The organism is Saprospira grandis str. Lewin (assembly GCF_000250635.1).
GTDB lineage: Bacteria > Bacteroidota > Bacteroidia > Chitinophagales > Saprospiraceae > Saprospira > Saprospira grandis.
The window spans coordinates 2,905,717-2,930,929 of record NC_016940.1 but is presented as its reverse complement, the minus strand read 5'-3'; the positions used below and the strand labels follow the sequence as shown (position 1 = coordinate 2,930,929).

The 25,213-nt window shown below is 47.7% G+C and carries 14 protein-coding genes and 2 tRNA genes; 9 read left to right on the top strand and 7 right to left on the bottom strand.

What is annotated here, in order from left to right:
* Positions 1 to 86: 86 nt before the first annotated feature.
* From SGRA_RS12955 to SGRA_RS12935, 4 genes are all read right to left on the bottom strand, one after another.
* Positions 87 to 1,298 (bottom strand): C1 family peptidase, encoded by a 1,212-nt coding sequence (locus SGRA_RS12955; protein WP_015693179.1) that lies wholly within the window; start codon positions 1,296 to 1,298, stop codon positions 87 to 89.
* 1,531 nt (positions 1,299 to 2,829) lie between these two features.
* Positions 2,830 to 4,737 (bottom strand): cation:proton antiporter, encoded by a 1,908-nt coding sequence (locus SGRA_RS12945; protein ID WP_015693176.1) that lies wholly within the window; start codon positions 4,735 to 4,737, stop codon positions 2,830 to 2,832.
* Positions 4,738 to 4,764: 27 nt separating this feature from the next.
* A complete protein-coding gene (locus tag SGRA_RS12940; RefSeq protein ID WP_015693175.1) occupies positions 4,765 to 5,355 on the bottom strand; it encodes a DUF3109 family protein in 591 nt (196 codons plus the stop codon).
* Positions 5,355 to 6,035 (bottom strand): hypothetical protein, encoded by a 681-nt coding sequence (locus tag SGRA_RS12935; protein ID WP_015693174.1) that lies wholly within the window; start codon positions 6,033 to 6,035, stop codon positions 5,355 to 5,357. Before SGRA_RS12935 ends, SGRA_RS12940 begins: the two co-directional genes overlap by 1 nt.
* A 575-nt stretch (positions 6,036 to 6,610) precedes the next feature.
* Here SGRA_RS12935 and SGRA_RS12930 point away from each other — a divergent pair.
* Together SGRA_RS12930 and SGRA_RS12925 are read left to right on the top strand one after the other, a co-directional pair.
* On the top strand, positions 6,611 to 7,744 hold the full coding sequence (locus SGRA_RS12930; protein ID WP_015693173.1) for a PorP/SprF family type IX secretion system membrane protein: 1,134 nt from the start codon (positions 6,611 to 6,613) through the stop codon (positions 7,742 to 7,744).
* 79 nt (positions 7,745 to 7,823) lie between these two features.
* A tRNA-Met gene (locus tag SGRA_RS12925) sits at positions 7,824 to 7,897 on the top strand.
* Between the two features lie 117 nt (positions 7,898 to 8,014).
* Here SGRA_RS12925 and SGRA_RS12920 read toward each other — a convergent pair.
* Positions 8,015 to 8,647 (bottom strand): NAD(P)H-dependent oxidoreductase, encoded by a 633-nt coding sequence (locus SGRA_RS12920; protein WP_015693172.1) that lies wholly within the window; start codon positions 8,645 to 8,647, stop codon positions 8,015 to 8,017.
* A gap of 387 nt (positions 8,648 to 9,034) precedes the next feature.
* On the opposite strand from SGRA_RS12920, the gene SGRA_RS12915 reads away from it, so the two are divergent.
* The 6 genes from SGRA_RS12915 (at position 9,035) to SGRA_RS12890 (ending at position 14,943) form a co-directional block, all read left to right on the top strand.
* Positions 9,035 to 9,754 (top strand): pyridoxine 5'-phosphate synthase, encoded by a 720-nt coding sequence (locus SGRA_RS12915; RefSeq protein ID WP_015693170.1) that lies wholly within the window; start codon positions 9,035 to 9,037, stop codon positions 9,752 to 9,754.
* Positions 9,755 to 10,118: 364 nt separating this feature from the next.
* The gene (locus tag SGRA_RS12910) at positions 10,119 to 12,110 is read left to right on the top strand and encodes a peptidylprolyl isomerase (RefSeq protein ID WP_041329655.1); all 1,992 of its coding nucleotides are present in this window, start codon (positions 10,119 to 10,121) and stop codon (positions 12,108 to 12,110) included.
* A gap of 111 nt (positions 12,111 to 12,221) precedes the next feature.
* Positions 12,222 to 12,293, top strand: a tRNA-Met gene (locus tag SGRA_RS12905).
* Between the two features lie 104 nt (positions 12,294 to 12,397).
* Positions 12,398 to 13,456 carry a hypothetical protein gene (locus SGRA_RS12900; RefSeq protein WP_015693167.1) on the top strand — a complete coding sequence of 353 codons (1,059 nt, stop codon included), beginning with the start codon at positions 12,398 to 12,400 and terminating at the stop codon, positions 13,454 to 13,456.
* A 21-nt stretch (positions 13,457 to 13,477) separates the two neighbouring features.
* Positions 13,478 to 14,443 (top strand): hypothetical protein, encoded by a 966-nt coding sequence (locus SGRA_RS12895; protein WP_015693166.1) that lies wholly within the window; start codon positions 13,478 to 13,480, stop codon positions 14,441 to 14,443.
* Positions 14,444 to 14,466: 23 nt separating this feature from the next.
* Positions 14,467 to 14,943: a hypothetical protein gene (locus SGRA_RS12890; RefSeq protein WP_015693165.1), complete on the top strand. Its 477-nt coding sequence runs from the start codon at positions 14,467 to 14,469 to the stop codon at positions 14,941 to 14,943.
* 508 nt (positions 14,944 to 15,451) lie between these two features.
* Here the strand turns inward: SGRA_RS12890 and SGRA_RS12885 are convergent.
* A complete protein-coding gene (locus SGRA_RS12885) occupies positions 15,452 to 19,351 on the bottom strand; it encodes a hypothetical protein (protein WP_015693164.1) in 3,900 nt (1,299 codons plus the stop codon).
* A 495-nt stretch (positions 19,352 to 19,846) separates the two neighbouring features.
* Positions 19,847 to 22,333 (bottom strand): CHAT domain-containing protein, encoded by a 2,487-nt coding sequence (locus tag SGRA_RS12875; protein WP_245538556.1) that lies wholly within the window; start codon positions 22,331 to 22,333, stop codon positions 19,847 to 19,849.
* Between the two features lie 370 nt (positions 22,334 to 22,703).
* Here SGRA_RS12875 and SGRA_RS12870 point away from each other — a divergent pair, with 370 nt between their 5' ends.
* On the top strand, positions 22,704 to 25,016 hold the full coding sequence (locus tag SGRA_RS12870) for a T9SS type A sorting domain-containing protein (RefSeq protein ID WP_015693161.1): 2,313 nt from the start codon (positions 22,704 to 22,706) through the stop codon (positions 25,014 to 25,016).
* Positions 25,017 to 25,213: the final 197 nt, after the last annotated feature.

The window sequence follows — 25,213 nt, the reverse complement described above, 5'->3', positions numbered from 1 at the left end:
AAAGCAACTATTAACTAGCCCCTTTAACCCAAAAGAGGCCCAAACAATTTTGCTCGGGCCTGCAGATAGTTCCTGTCCAGACAGTTTTATTTGATGCCTAGTTTCTTCTTGATCTTTTTCGGAATTCCATCCTTATGCACCATAATGTTGGTGGTTTTATAACGGAAGAAAGCCTCCGAAGCATAGAAGTAGCCATCGCAATCATTGGTTTTTCCCCAAGAGTTTTTCACAATGTAGTACTTTGTTCCCCGCTGATCTTCTACCATACCCGTAAAGTGCATGCCATGATCATCGGTTGTTTCGTAGTTGTCAAAGGCCTCCTGACGCATTTCCTGCGTAATAGCCAATTCTTCTACGGGCTCATCAAAGGCAGAACCAATTTTCTCTGCCCCCGCATCACTAAAGTTGCGGTTGTCACGGCCCTTAATGCGAATTGTGCGCTCATCTTTGGGCACAATCGCCAAGCCATCGCGATAAGAAAAGCCTTTTTCCGATACATCACTGGCCCAAGCTACCCCAAAGCCTTTTTCCAAAGCATTGTTGGTAATCTCTACTAGCTCGTCCAAAGGGACATTATAGGTAGACCCAAAAGCCCAGTTATCGGGAATCTCCAATACAAACGACTCATAAAACGGATGATGCGTAAAAGAGGTAATCACCACATAATCATCCATATCTAAACCCAATTCTTTGGCATAAGACTCCGGCGTATAGGTTTTGCCCTGATACTCAAATTCTTCGGGTACTTCGCCCAAATAAGCATCCAAGACCCCATTGATGGCCTTTTTCCAAGAGGGCGTAAGCTTTTTCTGAGGCGCCTTAATTACCTCCTTGACCATGGCCTCCAACATATTGTTGAGCTCCGAGTGGTTGTGCGTTTCCATACCATACTCCAAGCCCTGATAAACCTCCTGAGGCACAATTCCATAACGCTTAATCACATAGGGAATGTCATGAAAGGCACCACCTGGCCCAAAGTTAAAGTTGCCGTGCATCCGCACATAGTTTACGGCCTTATCCAAATAAGCCCGACGAGCAATGTACATCTCAGAAAGATTGTGCTTGCCCTTTTTCATCCGCAGCAATTCCGACTCAAAAAAGGATAGAGCCGAAAAACTCCAACAGGTCCCCGTGCGGTTTTGGTTCTGCACTTCGGTCGCCTCAATGTCATTGAGGAGCGTAAAAATATAGCCCCCGTCTTTTTTATTGCTCAGCTTGGTATTCTCCTGAGCGTAAATTGTCGAGCAGCTCAATAGGGCCCAAATAAAGATCGAAAGGGCCGTCCATCTATACGTCATAGTTGTTCCTGATTTTATTTTATCATAAAATTTGCCCCTTAAGATAAAAAAGTAGACAAAAAAAAGCGATTCGGGAGGCCACCGAATCGCTTTAGTCGAGTTGTTTAACTCTCTTTTCTTGAAAAAAACCTTTCACTAAACCATTAAAAACTAATTTCTTAAAGTCAAAAACTAAGCCAAATAGCAATTTCTCTTTAAGTTTTATTTCTGCTGTTTTTTTGGGGCTGCCCCTCCCTGCGGTCGGGTCGGGCTGTTCCGGGCTCGCTACTCGCTCGGCCCTTCGCAAAAATGCTGCGCATTTTTGCTCGGTCTGGCCCTGCGGGCCACCCTCTCCATCCCTCAGCCGGCGGCTTCGCCGCCTCTACACGCATAAAAGGCGCTGTTTGAAATTTTGTCTGCGCCCCTTTCCTGCGCCTCCTAGGCAATGATTGGCCAAATCCTACTTTTGCAAGCTAAGCTAAAGGCCCAAATTTTATTCGAGTCTGTTTAAAATTTTGTGTTTCTCCTTTTTGCTGCCTAGGGACAAGCCCCTAGGCTAGCTTTTTCAGACAGCCCTCTAAAGAGGGCCTTTGGATAAGGACCTTATCTGCAATAACTACTTAGCAAGGCCGTGTATATGAGCCTTTGAGGCCCTTTAGGGCTGACTCCATTGGGTTAGCCTAGGGGCTTGTCCCTAGGCGACTACTGGCCAAATCCTAACAAGCTAAAGGCCCAAATTTTATTCTAATACACAAAATTCTGAACCGTCCCTCTCTTCATTTTAGCGTTTAGTAAATCAGTTCGGTCTGGAGGTGAACTGCTTCGGTCTGGAGGTGAACTAGTTCGGTCTGGAGGTGAACTAGTTCGGTCTGGAGGTGAACTGCTTCGGTCTGGAGGTGAACTGCTTCGGTCTGGAGGTAAACTAGTTCGGTCTGGAGGTGAACTAGTTCGGTCTGGAGGTGAACTAGTTCGGTCTGGAGGTGAACTAGTTCGGTCTGGAGGTGAACTAGTTCGGTCTGGAGGTGAACTGCTTCGGTCTGGAGGTGAACTAGTTCGGTCTGGAGGTGAACTAGTTCGGTAAAATACCGAACTTTTGCCTTTTTTGATTTTGTTACATTATTTTCATTTTTAACAATACCCTAACAATTGGGGTAAAAATCACTGTTTCTGCAGCTAAAAGGCCGCAGACAATCTGCTTGGGCCATTATCTTTCTCGCCGCAGGAGCTTAAAAGCCCCTGCTTCATTGAAGATCGACGAAAGCATTCGGTTTTTAGGTCTTGCGGCTTTTAAGCTGCAAGCCATGGGACCGCTAAAAGCTGGCTCATTGGGACCTAATCTGGCTGCGGGTTTTAACCCGCAGTGATGGCCGAAGGCCAAATGGCCTAGCGATGCGAAAGGGGGCGGCGCAGCCGCAGACCAAGGCCGTCAGGCCGCAGGGCCGAGCAGACCTGCGAGCCCTGAAGCGTAGCGCCCGCCGCAGGCGGGAGGCCCCAAAAAAAAGACAGTCCCTAAACAGAGACTGTCTTTATCGTATTGCAGTAAATTTATGGCCTAAGCTTCCTCTAGCTCCTCGACCATTTCGGTGCTGGGGGCTTCAATTTCTTTGCCCATATAAATCAGCGTATCGCCTGCTTCGATCTGTTCATTTTGGGGTTGGTTGGCCCGCACAAAATGGAAATCGCCATCGGGTTTACGGATAAAGAGCGGAATTGTATTGCGGCAGCTCAGTTGGCAAATTTGTTCAAACTGCTCTTGAGACTGCAAAACATACTCTCGGATATTCGGGTAGTCTCGGGCCGTCTCCAAAAAGTTGATATAATCGGTTTTGATATCAAAGGCGGCCTCATCGGCTAATTCGATTTGTCCCTGACTTTCGGCCTGAGAGACAATGCGGAATGTGCCATTTTCGCCAAAGACCTCTTTATAGCGTTTGCAGGCCACATCATTGACCGCCATGCTGGGGGTAAGGGCCAACAAATAGCCCATATCGAGGAGCTCTAGCTCCTCCTCCAGATTGCCCTCAATAATATCCTGTTCAATGGCTTTGAGGCCCATATCTTGGGCTTCTTGGACCAAAGTTGGGGAGCGATCGACCAAGACCACATGCCGCCCATGATTCTGTAAATAGTTGGCAATCAGTCGTGCGCCAGGGTTGGCCCCCACAATGAGCAACCCATTAGATTGCTGTAGGGTAACGCCCAGCAACCTAGCCACCAAGCGGGCCGTAGTAGCATTCAGCAAAACCGTTCCCATCACAATCATAAAGACCAAAGGCGTAATTAGTGCGGCCTCCTCATAACCATAATTGGCCAATTTGAGCCCAAAAAGCGAGGCAATACCCGCCGCCACAATTCCGCGAGGGCCTACCCAAGAAATAAAGAGCTTTTCTCGGAGATCTAGGCCACCTTTGGCCGTAGAGGCAAAAACAGAAAGGGGGCGAAGGACCAAAACCACCACCGCAAAGAGCGCCCAATAGCGCCAATCGGCCAAGAGCAATAGCTGCTCGCCATCAATATTTGCGGAAAGGACAATAAAGAGAATCGAAATCAGCAAAACGGTCAAAGACTCTTTAAAATAAAGCAGCTCTTTGAAGTGCGGCACCTTGAGGTTGGCCAGGGTCATGCCCATCACCACCACGGTTAATAGGCCCGACTCATGCACCACAATATCGGAAAGGGCAAAAGCGCCCAGTACGAGGGCCAGAGAAACCACATTCAATAAATAATGCGGAATCATATCTCTTTTGAGCAATTGATAAAAGCCAAAGCCCGTACCGATGCCAAAAGTAAAGCCCACCGAGATAATTCCCATAAACTCCTTAAAGGCTTCTATTCCAAAAGAGCCCTCCGACTCATGCGAGATAATAAAATCAAAGACCAAAACGGCCACCAAAGCCCCAATGGGGTCAATGAGAATTCCCTCCCATTTGAGGACCGTCGAGATATTTCGCCGCAGAGGCACATTGCGCAAAATGGGCGCAATGACCGTAGGGCCAGTCACAATGACCAAACTCCCAAAGAGGAAGGCGATATCATAAGGCAGGCCGATAATAAACTTAGCGGCCAAGCCCGCACCAACAAAGGTAATCGCCGAGCCTAGGGTCACTAATTTACCGATGGCGGGTCCTACTCCTGTTACTTCATGGCGGTTCAGGGTCAGTCCACCTTCAAAGAGAATCACCCCGATGGCCAAAGAGACAAACCAGAACAGGACATCAGAGGGAAAAAGTCCCCCATTGCCTTGTGGGTGTCCGTGTTCATCCAGCAAAAGATCTTTGCCATTGGCCTCAAAGAGGTAATCAAAAACGGGTTCAATAAACTTGTGGCCGGTCCAGATTTCGGCAATAGGGCCCACCAAAAGGCCAATCAAAATCAGGGGGAGGATAGCGGGCAGGCGGAGGCGCCAAGCTACCCATTGGGCCAAAATTCCCAAAACAATAATTCCAGCTAGTGCAATCATTTGCAAATATTAGTAGGTGAGAGATTGCTAGGTCTGTTCGCCCGTTTGGGCATGATAATCAGCCATAGCTTCTAGTTCTTCATAAAAATGGGGACCAAATGCTTTGGTCAAAGGCTCTTTCAAAAACTGATAAACAGGTACTTTTAATTCTTCGCCCAAGCTACAAGCAGCCGAGCAAATATCCCAGTGGTCATAGTTCAGGGCTAAAAAATCGGGTAGTTGCTTCGTTCGAATAGGATAAAGGTGGCAAGAGACGGGTTTGAGGTAATCAATAATGCCCTCTTTATGGGCCTTTTCAATCCCGCAGCTGGCACGGCCATCCTCCTCATAATGAATAAAGGCACAGGGACCGCCATCAATTAAAGCGGTGGCCCAACCCTCTTGCTCTTCGCTATGCGTGGCCACGCCCTGCTCTTCAATGGCGGCTTGGCCCGCAGGCGTCAGGCGGTCTTTAATGAGGGGGTAAATGGCTTTGAGGGTCTCTACCTCGGCTTCTTCTAGAGGCGCACCAAAGTCGCCCTCCCAACAACAAGCGCCTTTGCAGGCATCTAGGTTACAGACAAACTGCTTATCGAAGACATCCGAGGTGACCAAATATTTTTCTGCTACTATATACATCAGTCTACAATTTCAATTTTTAACACTTTGCGGTAATATTCTAATTTAATCACCTCTACTTGCCCATCTACTTTCTGAATCAGGGTACTTTTATGTACCAAGCGCAGGCTAGCCGGGCCCGCATTTAGGCCCTCTAGGTGTTCGGGGCGAATCTCAAACTGGCTGCCGCGGGTCAAGCCCACATGATTCACCGTTTTCGACTGCCCTTTGCTATCTTCAAACAAAAGGACCAAACTTTCGGCCTGCCCCAAAGGCTGCCCTTCCCAGGCCAACAAGCCGCCAGTAGCCAAAGATATCGCTGGCGTTTTTAGGGCAAAATTGCTATAGCTAGGGAAACAAATCGTATCGCTTGCGCCCGCATAACTAAAGTGATAACAGCCCTTAAATTTAGCGGGGCGCTCATGATAACGATATTCCCAACCAATTTTAGGCAACTTTTTGGGCTGCATAGCTTGCCCCTCAAAATACAATTTATCTGGCAGAACCAAGCTGCCCGTATCTTGCTGAAAGCGGGCCTCGGCCTGCAACTCTTTGCTATCTTCTAAATAGCGAACATAATAATAGGTTCGATCTACAGTAAAAGCAGTTTTCTCTTCTTGGCTTTCTGGCTCTGCCTTGGGCTGACAAGCCGCCGCCAAGAGCAAAAACATAAAAAAATGAATAGCTAATTGTGTTCTCATATATTAATGCTTATTTTTTGGGGCCTCCGCAGCCAAGCTGCGGCGGTTATTCCCCTTGGTCATCGAACTGCGTCCTAAAGGACTTGTTGTCGGTTATTCCCGTTGGTCATCGAACTGGCGCCCCTATAGGGGCTGGTTGTCGGGCTCGCTGCTCGCTCGGCCCTTCGCCGCCTGCTGCGGCTCGGTCTGGCCTGACGGCCACCCCTTCACATCGCTAGGCCAAATGGCCCAAACCCATTAAATGAACGCTAGACAAAAAAAGCCCTACCGCCTATTTTGCGGCCCCAAATTACAGACTTTATTCCGCTTTTAACAATTGCCCGCAGCCATCTTTAGCAGCAAATTAGCTAGAATGGCCGTTTGACCTAAAAGAATGGCATTTCTTTAAAAGAATTTTAAGGCCGCTTACAAGATTTTGTATAAATCTCCGTTTTAAGGTCTAAGACATCTTAATCACTCTAGGAAAACAATATTTTTCAGCCACATTAGTTTTTGTACTTTTGTTGGCCATTTTATTCTACCCATCTAAGGACTAATAGCCTTAAAGGTTTTACCGATAAAATTTTAAGAGACGCATGAAGCTTATCCGACCTATTTCGGCCCTCTTGCTCCTGGCCTTTTTTTGCAACTTACAGGAGGCTAAGGCCCAAGACCCCCGCTACTCGCAGTATTATTCTGCCCCTGCCCGACTGAGCCCCGCTCTAGCCGGCGTTATGGAGTCGCAATACCGCTTAGGTATCAATTACCGCAGCCAATGGTCCTCTGTTTTGGACAAACCCTATAATACCGCCTCTTTTACCGCAGAAGGCAAGTTTGCCGTCGGTAAAGAAGATTTCGTTGGGGTCGGCTTCAATGCAATGCGCGATGTCGCTGGCGCCTCCTCCTACTCTATTACAGATATCGGCCTAGATGTAAATTACCAAAAACTCCTTACTCAAGGACGTGGCCGACTAGGAAAAGAACGCAGCTCTTACCTCATTGCTGGAGGTCACCTCGGTTTGGGACAAAGAGCAATCGATTGGGACCAAAATACCTACTCTACCCAATATGATAACGAGTATGGCAATGGCTACTATAACCCCAATATCAATAGCGGCGAAAATATGTTGGCCGTTCGCGATTCTAGAATCTATGCCGACCTTCATGTTGGCCTAATGTGGTACGGAACCTTCGGAAAACGTCAGTCTGCTTATGGCGGAATTAGCATTTTCCACCTCAACCAACCCGATATCTCTCTCTTTGACCGCTCTCCCGTAGATACTTCCGGAAATACCTTTGCCGGACCTACCGAAAAGCTCTACAGCCGCTTTAATATCCACGCAGGTGGAGAGGTTCGCCTAGGTGGCCGCCGCTCTGCAATGAGCCTTTTGCCTGGCGCTGTAGTCATGATTCAAGGCCCCTCTACCGAAATTAGCACTGGGGTGAGCCTCCGCTACCAAGCTCCCAAATATGACGATTTTGCCTTCCGCTTTGGCCTATGGAACCGCCTAGCCAACCAATATGTTACCGATAACTCTAGCTCCTTGGGCGTAGATGCTATCATCTTTATTGTTGGCCTAGATGTCAACCAATTCCAATTTGGTTTTAGCTATGATGCCACTATGTCTACCCTTGCTACGGTCAATAATAGCCGCGGCGGTATGGAGGTTTCGCTAATCTATAACTTTGGCGATAATGGCCGAAGAAGAACTGGCTGTCCTACTTTCTAAGAAAAAAAGTTAGCTTTTTTCTAGAAAAAATTTGGAGAAAGAAAATATTGCCCTATATTTGCATCGCACTAGGGCAAAAGGCGAGATAGCTCAGCTGGTTAGAGCGCAGCACTCATAATGCTGAGGTCGAGGGTTCGAGTCCCTCTCTCGCTACTTTAAAGGACTAATGGTTTTCCATTGGTCCTTTTTTTATGCCCCTACTTCAGGGCATAAAAAATGCGCTATGGATAAAAAAGTATCCATAGCGCAAATCTTTTTGGCCCAAAGCCCTTAGTCGATTCTATTGACTAATTTATTTAGGGGCTTTCTGACCTTTTTCAAATTGACCAGCCAGTCGTTTTCTGCATCTCGGTAGCCGACAGGCAGCATCACGCAACTTCTCAATCCCTTTTCTTTCAAGCCTAAGATTTCATCTACCGCCTCGGGCTCAAAGCCTTCCATGGGCGTAGCATCTAGGCCCAAAAAGGCAGCAGCGTTAATCGCATTGGTAAAAGCAATATAAGCTTGTCGGGCCGCATGCTGAAAATTCAACTCTGCCTCTCTCTGAGGGTAAAACTGCAACAACTGCTGACGGTAATTTTCCCAACCCTCATTCTTAAAACCACGAATCTCATTGGTCAAATCAAACATGTAGTTAATGCGATCTTCAGTGTAAGTATCCCAAGCGGCAAAAACAAAAAGATGCGAGCAATCGGTCACCATAGACTGGTTCCAAGCTACTGGTCTAATTTTTTCCTTCACTTCTTGGTCCGTGATGACGAAGACCTCAAAAGGCTGTAGGCCACTAGAAGTAGGCGACAAAGAAATGGCCTCAATAATTTGGTCAATTTGCTCTTCAGGCACTTTTTGGCCATTCATGGCCTTGGCGGCATATCGCCATTTTAGCTTATCTAATAATTCCATTGGATGGTTAATTTGATTTTCTGATCTAGTAATTTTTTTTGGGGCCTCCGCAGCAAAGCTGCGGCGCTACGTCCAGCAGCTCGCTGCTCGCTCGGCCCTGCGCGGGCTGCGCCCGCTGGGTCTGCGGCTGCGCCGCACTGCTTCCCATCGCTAGGCCGCTCAACGAAAGAACTTGCTCTAGGCAGCAAGCTTCGGCACTCTTATCGCTTGCGATACAAATTTACGCTAATTTTTTTCTTGGCCAAATTCTCCTCCTCTCCTTTTCTATTAAAAAAGCGTTAAGGCCTTTTGGGGAAAAGAGAGGGCGTTTAGCTTTCCTAAGTCAGTCAAGTTCTTTTGCTATGAGTTCTGTATATTGCGCCATCTAATTGACCAAAAAGAAAAAATATGTCAACTTGTCGCTTAAGCGTAAATTTGAACAAGGTGGCGCTAATTCGCAATGCGCGGGGCGCTAATTTTCCTAACTTATTGCAAGTGGCCCTAGATTGCGAAAAATTTGGGGCGGAGGGAATCACGGTACATCCTCGTCCGGACCAGCGTCATATTCGCTATGATGATATTCCAGAGTTGCGGGGAAAAATTGCCACAGAGTTTAATATTGAGGGCAATCCCACTCCTGAATTTATGGACCTTTTGCGGAAGTATCCTTCTGATCAGGTCACTTTGGTTCCCGATGCGGCTCAGGCCTTAACTTCTGATTCGGGTTGGGATACTTTAGCTTTTGCCTCATTTTTGCAGGAGGTGACCGAAGAGCTAAAAAGCTTAGGGGCCAGAGTTTCTATTTTTGTAGATCCCGACCCCAAAATGATTGAGGGGGCCAAAAAGCTAGGGGCCGATCGGGTAGAATTGTATACAGGGCCTTATGCCCATGAATACAAGGCAGATCGGGCGGCGGCCATTGCCCCTTATATCAAGGCGGCAGAAGCGGCGGCGGCTGTAGGCATTGAGCTCAATGCTGGGCACGACCTCAACCTGGTCAATTTGGCCTATTTTAAGCAAAACATCCCTAATTTGCTAGAGGTATCTATTGGGCATGCTTTGACCGTAGATGCTTTATATATGGGCTTTCAGAATGTGATTCCGCTTTATAAGAATTGTCTGCGCTAATTGGTCCAGGCAGGCGGCTTGCCGCCTGCTAAGGCGCGCAGCGCCTCGGCTGAGGGATGGACAGCAGTGGCCACAGGCCAGACCGAGCCGCTGAAAGCGGCGAAGGGCCGAGCGAACAGCGAGCTGCGAAACAGCCCGACCCGCCCGATATCATGAGGGTTTCAACCCTCATTTTGTATAGCTTCGCAAAGCGATACCGCTTTGCGCTGGGTTTCAACCCGGCGGAAGGGGCAGCCCCAAAACCAACAGCTAGACATAGTTCTATTTTCTGAAAATTCTTTTTTTGCTAGAACTCCTTTAACTTTGTGGGGCTGAAGCTAGAAGAGTTTCAATTTGTTCATAACTATTATATATTTCAAGACCTATGATGAAGATGCATAGCATAATGGCCTTCTGTCTATTTTTTTTGGCGGGGCAAGTTTGGGCGCATCAACCCAATTCTGGGGTACGCTCCTCGGAGGATGATCCTATTTTATTTACGGTAAAAGGCGTAGAAGTTCGTCTTTCTGAGTTTACCTATATCTATGACAAAACCAATGGTGATAAGGCGGATTACAGCAAAAAATCATTGGAAGAATACCTAGACCTTTACATCAACTTCAAGTTGCAGGTGGTTAAGGGCCAAGAAATGGGCTTGGATAAAAAGCCGGAGGTTTTGCGGGAGCAGAATCAGTACAAGCGGCAGTTATCGAGCAGTTATTTGACGGATCGGGAGATTACGGAAAAGCTGGTCAAAGAAGCCTTTGATCGGGCGCAAGAAGACCGTCGTTTTTCTCAGATTTTCATCAAACTGGGTGAAAATGCGGAAGAAACGGCTGTTAAAGAGGCTTATGCTCGGATGAAAAAAGTGCAGCAAGAAGTAACTGCAGAGAACTTTGAGGCCATGGTGAGCAAGTATTCTGAGGACAGCTACAGCAAGGGTAAAAAGGGAGATTTGGGCTTTTTTACGGTTTTGCAACTGCCTTATGCCTTAGAAAATGCCTTGTATTCGACTAAAAAGGGCGCTGTATCGGAGATTGTTCGGAGCAAATACGGTTTGCATTTGCTCAAAGTAACAGAAGTTCGTCCAGCTTATGGCCAAATTCAGTTGGCCCATATTCTCATCCGCCCCAAAAAGGAAGGTGGAGAAGAAAAAGCCAAGGCAAAAATTGACTCTTTGCATGGGGTCCTCAAGGCGGGTCAAGCGACCTTTGCCGAGCTAGCGGCGAAGTATTCTCAGGATAACAGCTCAAAAACAAGAGCGGGCATTATTGGCTGGGTAGGCATCAATCAATTTGATGCGGCTTTTGAGAATGCGGCTTTTGGTTTGCCCAAAGATGGCGTTTATGGAGAGCCCGTAAAATCTGAATCGGGTTGGCACATCTTGCGTCGGGTAAAATCTATGGATAAGAGCAGCTACCCACAGATGAAAGCCGAATTGACGACTAAGGTCAAGAGAGATCCTCGTTTTAAGTTGGTAGAAACTTCCCTAGTGAATAAAATCAAGGAAGAAGCGGGTTACCAACTAGACGAAAAGGTCTATGCGGAAGTTATTGCGGCTTTGCGCCAGGACCAAGCCTTTATTCAGGGCCGTTGGACCCCCAAGCCCGAGCTGCTCAAAAATGAGAAAGTGGTCTTTACTTTAGGCAACCTCAATGCAACCGTAAAAGAATTGATTCAGATGGCGCAACGCTCGCCCAACGAGCGCTTTGCCATGCGTCCCCGCCGCCATGAAGATGCACTAGAGCGAGTATTGGACAAACTAGTGGCCCAAAAAAGCTTGGCTTATGAAGAAACTCGTTTGGAAGAGAAATATCCAGAATTTAAGGCCTTGCTTCGCGAATATGAAGAGGGCATCTTGCTTTTTGAAGTAAAAAAGCAGCTCATCTGGGATAAAGCCTCTAATGATGAGGAAGGCCTCAAAGCCTTTTACGAAAGCCATAAGGAGGACTATCAGTGGAATGAAAGAGCCAAGGTGACCTTTTATACTCTTCGTTCTGTAGACAAAAAAGAGATCAAGAAATTGCGCAAAAAGGCCAAAAAGAAAACGGCCAAAGAAGTCATGGAGCTCTTTAATGCCGATAAGGCCTTGGTCCAAACCACCGAAGCCACCTATGAAAAAGGACGCAATGCAGAAGTGGATGCAATCAAGTGGAAAGCCCGCAAAATGAATAAAGGCTATACCAAAGATGGCTCTTACTACTTTATCAAAATTGAGGAAGTGATTCCCGCTAGCAACAAAAGTCTAGACGAAGCCCGCGGTTATGTAGTGGCCGACTTCCAAGATCAGCTAGAAAAGGACCTCATCCTTAGCTTGCGTAAGGAATATGAAATCAAGATCAATAAAGAAGTTCTTGATAAAATTGTAAAAAAATAATTGATGGCTAATCCATTGATTTAAAGCAAGCTAACAGGCTAAAGTAAAATTACTTTAGCCTGTTTTTTTATTCGCATTTGGAAAACCCAAATACTCGCCTTATATTTGTATCGCAGAGTGGAGCAGTGGTAGCTCGTCGGGCTCATAACCCGAAGGTCGCAGGTTCGAGTCCTGTCTCTGCAACAAAGTTCAAAAGAGCTGTCTTTAGAAGACAGCTCTTTTTTTTTGGCCTATAGGGAAGAAAGCTTATTTTAGGACAATAATCCTCATTAAACGTAAACCTCCCTATGAAAAAGCATGCTAAACTGCTTTTGGCCGCTTTGGCCCTAAGCCTATTTTCTTGTCAATCTTCTGCCCCCAAAACAGCCGAAGACGGTCAGGCAGAAAGTGCCGCCTCTTCTACTCCCGAAAAAGAAAGCAGCCTACAAGCCGAGGCCCTGCAAGAAGCGCCCAAAGAATACTGGAAAGAGCTGAACCACCGCGGACAATGGTTTGAAGGCACCCTAAAAGATATTCCGATCTGGCTATACCTTAGCCGAGTAGATAGCTACAGCGATGGAGATCACTCCTATGGCATTCATTATGGCTACAACTCTAGCCAAGGGGCTAGCATCTACCTAACAGGAAAAGGCGGACCTAGCCATATAGAAGTAGATCTTCAAAAATTTGAAGCTGGCGAACTGGTCGATGGCGAACGCATGCAGCTAAAGCTAGATGGCGATCAACTTACTGGCGAATGGGCGAATGTAGAAGGAAAACGCTTTCCGATGCAGCTCAAGGCGGTTGGCCATGAAAAATATAGCCAAGCCAAAGACCTCATTGCCAATTTGGCCGCCCTTCGGCTCCCTATTATAGATAAAAACTACTATGAAGGCCTAGACATTGAGGAGCATATTAAGCCCCATTATGTCAATAAAAACTTTGGGCTATGGGTCCCCAACTTTAAAAGCCTACTCGGCGATAAAACAGAACTCCTAGAGGAGGAATCGGCTGTAGTTTGGGGCAAAATTGTTCAGCCCAATGGCGAAACCCTCTTACTTTATACGGCCACTGGAGTTATGCCCGAGTTCTGCCGATCTATTGCAGGGACCTATCTAGAAGACCCCAAAAATATGCTGGCTGCAGCGCTCTTTGATAAAACAGGCCGCTGTCTTTGGAATAGCAATATTGGTAATGCTGGCGATGATCCCTATTATATGGACTTTAGCTTCTCTATCAAAAAAGTTAATCGCATTGGAGTAAAATGGACCACCTACATGCGTGGCGAAAGAGGCGCCCGCATGATCGACGAAGAATTTGAACAAGTTTTTGATGTAAATAGCAAGGGCCTAGAAGGCCTAGATTAACTCAATCCTAATATTTATCCCATGAAAAAGACTTCCCTATTGCTTTTGGTCGCTTTGACCTTTAGCCTCTTTGCTTGTACATCTTCTACAGAAAAAACAGCAGAGCAAAATCCCACAAAAGAGCAAAACAAAACACAAACTGAGTATTGGAAAGACCTGCATCGTTCTGGACAATGGTTTGAAGGCAGCCTAAACGGACAGCCAATTTGGGCCTATCTGGCTCGGCTAGAAAAAAACAAGGATGGCAGCTATCGCTATAAGCTGCATTATGGCCAGCAAGGTAAAGTCTTCTCTCTTTCGGGAGAAGGCTCGGCTAGCGATATGCGCCTAAAAAGTGGCGATGAAGCCCAAAAAATGACGCTTAGCCTTAGTGGCGATCAATTAAGCGGAGAAGATGGCCAAGGCGCAAAGGTTCAACTAGCTGGCAAAAGCCATGAAAAATATACGCAATTGTCTGATTTGCTAGCCAACTTGGCCCAACTTCAGCTTCCGCTAAAGACCGATTACCACAAAGGCTTGGCCGTTGCCTCTCTCTTGAACAATTATGCAGAAAAGAAAAACTTTGGTCTGGCGGTCCCCAACCTAAAAAGCTTATTGGGGGCAAAAGGCGATATCCTCAAGCAGGATGCGGCTGTAGTTTGGGGCAAAATTCCGCAGGCAGACGGACAAAGCCTGCTGCTCTATACTGCTGCGGAGGTCCAAGAAGCGGCCTGCCCCGAAATTATGGACGATCAGCAAATTGTGTCGCCTGAACAGATGCTTACGCTTGCCCTCATTGCCAAAGATGGAAGTTGTGTTTGGAATGCCGCCCTGGGCAATCTTCCACTTATTTTTGAAAACTATGTGAATCTGGAGCTGAACATCAGTAGCCCCAATAGCATTCAGCTCAAATGGGATAGCAATATTCCGAGCATGCAAGGGCAGCCCGCCGATGAAACCTTTAAACAAAGCTTTAGCATCAGCCCTCAAGGCCTAACGGCCCTTTAATCAAAGTACTCAAGCCCTATAATATGTCTACTCGCTCCTCTTACGATAGCCTGATTCAATCCTCTGCCTCTTCCGATTGGGAGCGGGCCTATTTCTATTATGTGGCCCGGGGCGAAAAAAGCATTGATGAATGGATTATTGATTTTTTGGCGGCCCATATTCAGCTTCCAGAAAACCGAAAATTCAGTTTATTTTCCTCACATACCTTTTTCAATGAGGCCATCATGAGCTTGCCTATGCAGATTTATAGCCGACATGAGGGCCGAAAGCGCATTTTGGGCCTACAAATAGCCGATAGCAGCCAGATTCAGGCCCGTTTTGCTATCGAGATTGAGCCTCAGCCTCAAAATGCCCGCTTTCATTCTACGGGCAACCCTTTGGTGGATGAGGAAAATTATCGGCTTTGGGAGGAGCTGCTATTTTTTCAGATGTGCCGCCGCTTACTCTACGATACGGGCGCATTAGATTTTATTGTGCATGAAATTAGGCAGCATTATTAACGCCCTAAAAGGTTCCTTTGATGAAGGAGCCTTTTTTTTTTGGGGGGGCGTTACTCCTTACAGTCGTCGAACTGGCGCCCCTATAGGGGCTGGTTGTCGCAGCTCGCAGGTCTGCTCGGCCCTTCGGCCTAACGGCCTCGGTCTGGCCTGCGGCCACTGCTGCACATCGCTAGGCCGTTTGCTGTAGGTTGAAACCTACAGCAAGGGCGGTATTGCTGTGCAATCTTTTTATAGCATGCGGGTTTAAACCCGCATTGATTTACATCTTTTGGGCCTATACCTATTTTCTGCGTCTTGCAGGCGGCGAAGCCGCCGCAGGCTGAGGGGCTGTAGCAGGGCCGCCGAAGGCGGCAGACCAAAGCGGCGCAGCCGCTGCAGGGCCGAGCAGAGAGCGAGCTGCGCAATGGCCCGACCCGAAGGCCGCAGGCCGAAGGGGCAGCCCCAAAAAATAAAAAAGGCCCAAAACCGTAGTTCTGGACCTTAAATATTTTGAAGAAAAGAAAATAAACTAAATTAAATTATACTCATCGTCTTCTGTCATCAATTTGGCAGAATTGCTAAAGTTACCTAGCAACTCGCCCAAAGAGTTTCCTTCGGTATCTCCTTTGGCATCTAAGATACCAATATCCCAGCGGGCCAACTCAATGACTTCTTCAGTTTCCCAGCCCAAAATATGGCCATGTAGCACTAGGCTCAAGCTAGTGTAAATTTCGGCCAAGGCGCGGTAATCAAAAGTGATTCCCTCATGCACCATCTCTACAGACTTGGTATCGGGATTATAAGTAATAGCCATACCAATACCTGCGCTAATATCGAGATCGGTATTAAAGGCTGCGCGAATAGCGGCGCCAGCGCCAGCCACCCAAGCATCTACCTCTACCCCGGCCTGAATATAGACAGAAAGAGCGCCATCGGCATCAATGCCGCCCATGAGTTCCCAAACATCGCTATCCTTATTGCCCTGGGCCTGAATATTGGCGCCTAGCTTAATGCCGGCATCAATGCCAATTTCGCCAGTAGCGTTAATTCCAGCCACAATAGGCACCGAAATGCCCACGCTAGTCGGAATACCAAAATCTTCTAATTTGAACTCCTTAGAGCCGCCCAATTTGGCCGAAAGATTATTGATATCTAGTTCTCCCTCCATGCCCATAGCTTGGAAAGGGATCTTGGCAAAGTCCAAAGAAATATCTTGGGCCTCAAAGCCATTTGCTCGGCTCACATTAACGCCTGTAGCCACTACATTAGAGCCTTTAAGCGCATTGATTGCCATAGCGCCCAAGCCACCAAAGGCAGGGAACATCTCCTTGAGGGTATCATAATCGGCATCCTCACTAATGCCCAAAGTGACCTCACTAAAATAGAAACCGTTTTCTGTCAGTTTAGAATCGGCCCCTACCGTTAGGTTCACAATCGCATTATCTAGAGAAAGGCTATCTAGAGCAGCCTCCACATTTCCGTCAGAGAGAGAGACCTCCAAAGAAGCCGCGGCACTTCCGGTTGTGCTATATTTGGGCAAATCAATATTGAGAGAAGCCACTGCAGTAAGGGTTGTACTGCCGCCATCTTTATTGAGTGCGCCCTCATCTAGAGAGGCCACAATTCCTTCGCGGATATTCCACTCATAGCCCAAAGTGACCTTAACATCTTCCATCTTCAAATCGCCATCCTCCATAGAGATCGACTCGGCTTCCGTTTCTAGTCCATCGGCAAAATTAGGGAAGCTAAAGGCAGGAGAATCAACGACAAACCTACTTGAAGTAGCCTCATAACTCATTTCCTTAGAGCTAGCCTCAAAGCCAGCAAAACCAGCATCAAATCGGCTATTTCTGATTTTAATCCCTAGGCCTGCATTAGAAGCATAATTGACATCTACCTGTCCAGAAGCCTCTACACCAGCCACTTGGAAAGCCAAGCCTGCGCCAATAGAAACGCCCCAAGTACTGCCTGAAAAATCTACGCTAGACTCAATATCGCTAAGCGTAGCCGAACCGCCAGCCAAAACAATATCACTAGCTAGATTTACTGTTCCGCTACCCGATACAGCGCCGCCAGCAGCCACATTAAAGTTTTCTACCAAGACAGAAACGCCAGTACCGGCCAAATCGGGAAAGTCTGCGCTCATGCTATCAATAGACAAGCCTGCGCTGCTATATACTATTCCAGAAGCCGAGGCCGTCAGGCTACCAGCAATTGAGCCTAGGTTTTCCAGATTCAAATCTACGGTATCAATGCTCAATTGGCCATTTTCATAAGCCAGATTAGCCGTTTCAAAGCTAAACAAGCCAGCAGAAAGTTGAAGGCTAGGCAACTCAATTGTAGACTGTCCATTTTCATAGGTATAATCTACTTCGGCAGAGCCATTGATCGTGCCCAAAGCCACTGTAGCATCGGCCCCAAGGGCCAAGTCGAAGCTTTCGCCATTTTTACTCAGTAGGCCATCAATAGCGCTCACCGTAAAGCCAGGCAACAACTCCATAGCTCCGCTAGAGCTAACATCAATCGTTTGAAAGTCAAAACCAGATTGATTAAACTTAATGCCCGTAGCTGTAGCCTGCAAATCTCCACCTTCTAGCAATTCTGAGGCGGTAATCTGTACCTGATCGACATTCAGCTCATCGGTTTCAGAAGAATAGCTCACGCCAGTACCACTAAGGCCAACGCCTGCAATTTCTGCATCAATTTGGCCATTGAGCAACTCCATTTCTGTTCCTTCAGCCCCAGCAGAGACCTTAAGCTCTCCAGAAGCCGTTGTATTAGGAACATTCAAGCCAATAGTACCCTGAGTTTCCGTTTGCCAGCCCGTTTCGGCATAGTCAAAAGTAGAGCTAGGGTTAGTAACCGTCAAGGCTCCACCCAAAAGGCTAATTTCGCCAGCCAAATCTAGGGTTCCGCCTTCTACGGCCAAGCTATCGCCAAGAGTGATTCCCGCAGCAGTAGCTGTAGCGGCTACTCCGCCAAACTCTGGCAAACTAGCACTAAAGTTAGTCACGCGCAGGCCTGCTTCTGTAAACTCCATGCCTTCACTACTAGCCACAATATCGCCAGCATTGCCAATATTGCGGACCGTAATTTGAGACTCGCCTAGAGTCGTTTGTCCAGCAACATGGCTCAAGCTTCCTACAGAAATACCCAAGGCAGGATGCTCCAAAGCAATGCTTTGCGCTTCAATAGAGCTTCCCGTACTATTATAGTAATATTGTAAAGCGCCTACAGTTCCTGTAGCTGCGCCATAATTCATTGCAATTTGTTGGCCCTCTGCATCAAAAGCAAAGCCCTCGCCTTCCTTGCGTAGTTCGCCAGATAGGCTAGCTACAGAAAGGCCCGGCAGCAAATCTACAGGCGCCAAAGTATTCATCTGAATACTGTCAAACTCAAAGCCATTAGGGCCCAAACGAAGGCCATTTCCTGTGCCTTGCATCTGAAACTGCTCCAAGTCAGCCAATAATTCGGCCGTAGCAATATTCAACTGATCAGAAGTAGTATCATAACTAAGGCCAGTTCCAGAAAAAGTAAAAGGCCCCACAGTAGAGCTCCAACTTCCTCCTTCTACCGCCAAATTTGTGCTTTCTCCATTGGCCGTATAACGAGCCAATAAGCCCGTTACCTGATGTGCGCCATCCTGAAAATCAGCATTAGCCGCCACATCCACCATCCAGCTATCAGCAGAAAGGTTGACCGCACCCACCAAGCCAGAAACCTGAAGTTTCCCGCCCAAAAGCGCCAGAGTAGAATCCTGACGCAAAACGCCAGCTCCAGTCGCTCCAGTGCTCGTAATATTCAAATCGGTAAAGTCAGCCGTCATGCTTTGGCCCAAAACCTCAGGCAACTGCAAGCCAGCACTAGCAATCTGCAAACCTTCAGGCGTCAAACGCCCTCCAGAAAGCTCCATGCCCTCGCCACTTACACTATCAAAGCTTGCATCCACAAAGCTCCCATTACTATCTAAGTTGAGCTGTACGCCAGCCGCCGTAAAGGCATGCCCCATCAGTTCACCAGAAGCTCCGCCAGCAGTCACCTGCCAGTTGCCATTGCTACCCGATAAGCTAAGCTGCGCATTCGTAATTTCAAATTGTTGGCCCATCGCCAAGCGAGCAAGTTGTACTTGCAGACTCTCCAGTCCGCCACTGCCCACCGCTACATGGTTGAGCGTCAAGCCCTCCGTTTGCAAACCACCTAAGTTCGCCTGCAAAGGATAAGCGCCATCAAAGCTCGCTCTATAATTATCCCCCTCTTTCATCACCTGAATGATGCCCGGAGGAATTTCATTGTTATTTTCAAATAAACGCAAAGATGCGCTCATGTTCTGAGTCGGATCTCCAGAAGCAGATTTTAATTCAAAAGGTCCGTAATTAAGGTTTACAGGCCCCATGTTTTCCGCTAAGGATTCTTGAGTTTCTTCAGCCATAGTATTCGGCAGATATTATAGTGCATGAAAAGTTCGGTTCCAATCGGCTTCTAAATTAGGCTTTTTTTTTAGCTTTTTCAATTTTGAAGCAAAAAAATCCCCGCTTTGTCAGTTAATACTTTTAGGCAGCTATTAAGCTTAGCTTCAAGCCCCCACAACAGCCGCTAATCTCAGTATTTACAAGCATTTAGCGCCTTTAGCCTTTTCGCTATCTTTTCATTTAACAATAACTTTATCCCCCTTAAAGACTTAACCATTATTTGCCTTTTTTGGGGCTGCCCCGCCCTGCGGGCGGGTCGGGCTGTATCGCAGCTCGCTGCTCGCTCGGCCCTGCAGCGCTTCGCGCTTTGGTCTGGCCTACGGCCACTGCTGCCCATCCCTCAGCCGGTCGTCGCTTCGCTCCTCTTTGGCCCTGCCGCAGAATGCTCCCCCGCCAAAAACAAAAAGGGAGAAGAGCATTTTGCTCTTCTCCCTTTACAAAATAAACAGGCCCAATTAAGCCGCCTCTTCTCGGTTTCCTCTTTTGTAAAACAAAAAGTAGTAGGCCAGTAATAAGCTAGCAGGTACCGCTAAGGTCCATAGCCACAACACCCAGTTGCTACCCGCCTGTAAAGGCTGCGTTTGGCCCAATTGCACAAAAGCCGCCCAAAAAGCGGGATGAGCAGACCAGCCCTTGCTGTTGTCTAAATAGGTTATTTTGGCCTGCTGCAAAGCCATGGCTTTTGTCATGCCCGACTGCAAGTTCTTATAGTAGGCCTCCATAATATAAGCCGTGCTCTGATCATTCACCTGCCACAAACTCATCAGCAAGGAAGGGGTGCCCGCATAACGAAATGCCCGAGCCAAAGATAAACTCCCCTCGCCAGTTTGCAATTTTCCCTCGCCTGTCTGACAAGCAGAAAGCACCACTAACTCGGCCCCTAAATCTAGTTCCGCAATTTCATGGGCCTGCAATAAACCATCTTCTTCCGAGTTGGCGCTAAAAGCCATGGCCGACAACATGGGGTTATTGTCATTGAGCAAACCATGCATGGCCAAATGCAAAATCCGATAGTTTTTGGCGCCCTGCTTAAATTCACTTTCTTTGGCCCCCGCACTATAGTCGCCGCCCATCAGTTGGGCCAGCTTTTCAGCCTCCAAATCCGCAGAAGGTAGGGAAGAAAAACTACTGCCCTCATAGTTGGCCGCCATAGACCAAAATAGCTTTTGGGCAGAAGAGCGATAGGCCTGCTCGGCCTGTACCCACAACTCTGCCGAATAGCTATAACTAATAGGGTAATTGCGGAGCAAATAAGATAGCTGCTCAAAGTCCTCCCCTTTTTGGTCCATTAAAAGCACCTCAAAGGGCAATAAGGCAAAACTCCCCTCATTGATAAAGATTAACTCCTGCCCCTGAGCCGGCATCTCTTTGGGAAACAAAAACTGATAAAGCGCATGAGCCTGCTCCTTAAAATCGGCAATGTCTTGCTGCTTCAAGCTACTATAATTGCTTAGCATTTTGCGCAAAGACATTATCTGTTGGTCCAAACTATCTTGCATGATTGGCAAGCGGACCAAAGAAAGGCGCTGCTGGCTCAACTCCATCCGATATGCTGCCGAATCTGACTGCAAAAAGATGAACATGCTTCTTTTTGGTCCCAATACATTTTGTATGGCCTCTACCGAAATGCTGGCCTCGCTATAATTGAGCTGATGGTAGTCGGGAAATTGTTCTCTCAGTTCATCCTGAAATTGGCTGTAGGCGATCTGCGCCTGATTATACGCTTTTTGCGCAGCGGCTTCCTCCGCTCTATCGGCCTCCAATAGGGCCAGTTTGGCCGCTTTTTGTGCCTGCCGCAAGTCTTCTTCTTTTTTGGCCCAATCTGCAGGGAGTTGTAGCAGACTGAGCTGCTCATTTTTGCGCAGCTTGCTGCGCAAAAGGGCCGCCAAGCCTTCTTCGGCAAAATATAGCCCTTGCTGAAAAGGTTGGGCCGACTTCTTCTCGGCATAGGCCGCAGCCGCCGCCCTTAGGCCCAAATCGGCCCACTCGCCCTTGTAGTCTAGAGCTGTATAAAGATCATTTTCATCCTCAAAGCGCAATAAGTAGCGGTTTTGCATGGCCATGGCCGTTTGCGCAATAAGTAATTGCCCTTGAGGATCTTGGCCCGCCAAAACATCATAATAGGCCCAAAGGGCATCCCAAACCGGGACCTCAGAAATATAATCGGCATTCAAGATGGCGGCTTTCCAGTTTTCATCTAGTTTTTCGCTTAGGTTGGGCAGCTGGCAATTTTCTTTTAAGCAGCGGCGAACATAGCCTAGGGCCTTATCTCTTTGGCCCAACTCCAACTCCAGATAAGATAAGTTGTAAAGAATAGAAAAGTAGAAAGAATAAGGATTAGACTTCTCATAGGCCAAGCTGTCACTTTCTAGGGCCAAAAGGAAATATTTGCGGGTGTTCTCCAGATCCTTTTTTCCATGATAGGCCCGTCCTAAATTGAGATAATACAAGGGCAAACTATGATAAGGATCTTTGTGAAACTTCATGATATCAATAGCCTCTTGGTAATTTTTAATCGCCTGATCCCATTTTTCCTGATCATAATAAACCAAAGAAATATTATTGAGTCCAATAGAACGATTAAAACTCTTGGGTTCACCTCTTCGGAGTTCTCGCTCGAGGTACTCCTTATAATAAAGCTCTGCCGAAAGGAGGTCGCCCATTTGGTGGTGCACTCCAGCTAGGCCATCTAAAATGGTTAAATAGGGAGCGGAGGCTGTTCCATTGGCTTGGCTAGCCACCAAACTGCGGGCCTCAAAATAGAGCTGCTTGGCTTTTTGGTACTCAAATAGGCAGGCGTATACGCCGGCTAAGCTGATGATAATGTTTTGATAAACTGCGGGCTGCTCTTCTAGCTTGATAGTTTCTAGCAGGCGGAGATACTCTTGCTCTGCCTCCTTACAGTCGCCACTAAAGTATAGAGCTTGGGCCAGGCTATCCACTGCAGGGCCTTTTTGGGCCGAGAGCGGAGCCGATAGGCCAAGGCATAAGAAGAGAGCTAGAGCCAGCTGGCCTAGCGATGCGGAGCGGGTGCCGCGAAGCGGCAGACCGAGCAAAAAGCGCGCAGCGCTTTTTTGTGAAGGGCCGAGCAGACCTGCGAGCCCCGTAGCGTAGCGCAGCAAGCGCAGCGCAGCTGAGGCCCCTAAACTAAAAAAATAGATTGGTGGAGATTTTCTATACATAAAAATGATGTCACTAAAAGGGTTAAATAATAGGCTCCGAGGGAAGGCCAGCAAAAATGCGTATCTTGGCATTAAGATAATGCCCTAAAAGCTTAGAAGTTATTATTTTTCTACATACAACTACTTACTTATGTTAAAACAATTTTTATTCACCTTCCTGCTGCTATTTTCGGCCTACGGCCTATTTGCGCAAACCACGGATTTGGGCATGCCAAAGAGCTGGAACCAAAAGATAACGGCTTTGCAGGCTGCGCCTGTATATAATATGCCTGCTTTTGATCTGGAAGAGCAACAAAGAATTGACGCCATCAATGAGGCCGATAAAATTGGTCCCTGGCGCTTTGGTTATGAGTTTGCCGTAAATTATGGCCTAGATCAAGGGGGTGTTTGGACCAACTTGCCCAATGGCGACCGCATTTGGCGCATTGCTTTCCGATCTGAGGGGGCGTTGAGCATGAACCTCATCTTTGACGATTATTTGCTGCCTGAAGGAGCTCATGTGCAGCTCTATAGCCTAGATCGCAAAGCTCGCTTGGGCGCCTATACGGCCAAAAACAACCATCCGGACCGTATGCTAGGGACTAGCCTGCTCCAAGGAGAGTCTATTGTGATTGAATATTTTGAGCCAGCGGCTGTAGCTGGAGAGGGAAAACTGCATATTGGTACCCTAGTGCATGGCTACCGCGATGTTCGTCCCTATGCAGAAGAATTGGTTAAGGCGCTTAATAGTTCAGGCGATTGTAATATCGATGTAAACTGCCCCTTGGGCAACAACTGGCGCAACCAGATCAACTCGGTGGGCATCATGATGTCTGGCGGTTCTGGTTTCTGTACTGGGGCCCTCATCAATAACACGGCTCAGGATGGTACGCCTTATTTCTTGACCGCCAACCACTGTATGAATGGGAGTCCCGCTACTTGGGTGTTCCGCTTCAATTGGGAAAGCCCCAATGCCGTTTGTGCTCAAGCGCAGAACAGTACCGACCCCGGCGCCCCTTACAATGAGGTGAATGGCGCTACCCTTAGAGCGAGCGATGCAGGGACCGATTTTGCCCTAGTCGAATTGAGCACACTACCCGCCGCCCCCTATTATTTGGCCGGTTGGGACCGCAGCAGCACGGCTGCAAATGGCGCTATCTGCGTGCACCACCCCAGCGGAGATGTAAAGAAAATTTCTAAGGAAAACCAAAGCCTAAGCACAGCAACCTTTAGTGGTGCCGATACTTGGCAGGTGGCCAACTGGGATGAAGGAACAACCGAACCGGGCTCTTCTGGCTCTCCCCTATTCAACCTCAACGGACTGATTATTGGCCAACTTTATGGTGGTAGTGCCGCCTGTTCTGGTCTTGTCAATAATGGTTCTGCCGATTATTATGGCCGCTTTGATATCTCTTGGGATGGCGCCGGCGCTAGCAGTAGCCGCCTCAAAGATTGGTTGGACCCCAACAATAGTAATGTGCAAACCCTAACGGGCTTTGGCCCCGGTGCTACTGGCCCTGTAGCCAATGATGCCGGCCTAAATACCGACCCTGCCATCGCGGGCGTTATCTGTGGCGCAAGCAGCATTAACCCCAGCATCGAGATCTATAATGGCGGGAGTAGTACACTTACTTCTGCTACCATTCTCTACAACATTAATGGCGGGAGCAACCAGGCATATAGTTGGAGCGGCAACCTAGCTAGCAATAGCAGCGAAACGGTTAGTCTTTCTAGCCTTAACATTAGCGCAGCTGGTCCACAAACCTTTAGCGCTACCGTAACAGTCCCCAATGGCCAAGTAGATTCTAATAGCGTCAATGATGTGATCAGCGCCAACTTCTACGCCATTACGCAGCCCGTTACCTTTCAGCTAGATCTCAAAACAGATTGCTATGCCTCTGAAACTTCTTGGGAAGTACGCGATGCCAATGGCGTTTTGCTCTACAGCAAAGATAACTATACGGGCAACAGCCCTACGCTCTACAGTGAACAACTCTGTCTACAAGAAAATGATTGCTACGACTTTACCATCTTTGATAGCTATGGCGATGGCATGGAAGGTACGCTCTATAACTGTGCAGAAGATGGCGATTATCATATTATTTCTCCTGCAAATGATACAGTGGTAGATATGCCTACTGCCAGTTTCGGTACTAGTGCTACGCATAATTTCTGCGCATCTTTGGCCTCTTCGGTCCAGGAAGTTAGCCTCTTGCGCAACCTACAGCTCTACCCCAATCCCAGCAAAGGGCAACTACAGCTAGAGCTTAGCCTAGAAGCCGCTCAGGATGTCCGCCTAGCCCTATACAATAGCTTGGGCCAAATGGTTTGGCAGCAAAACTATGGCGAGCTCATCGAGCAAAATATCCAACTCGACTTTAGTGAGTTGGCCGCCGGGGCTTACTACCTCCAAATCCAATTGCCTACTGAGCAGTTGGGCCAAAAAATTATCCTACAAGACTAGTACTTAGGGTAGTTTCCTTTTTCCCCTTCTGTAGTTGCTGCAGAAGGGGATTTTTTTGGGGCCTCCCGCCTGCGGCGGGCGCTACGTTTCAGGGCTCGCAGGTCTGCTCGGCCCTTCGCCAGCTTCGCTGGCTCGGTCTGGCCTACGGCCACCCTTGCACATCGCTAGGCCGCTCATCTGTCGTTTTTCTTTTTGCT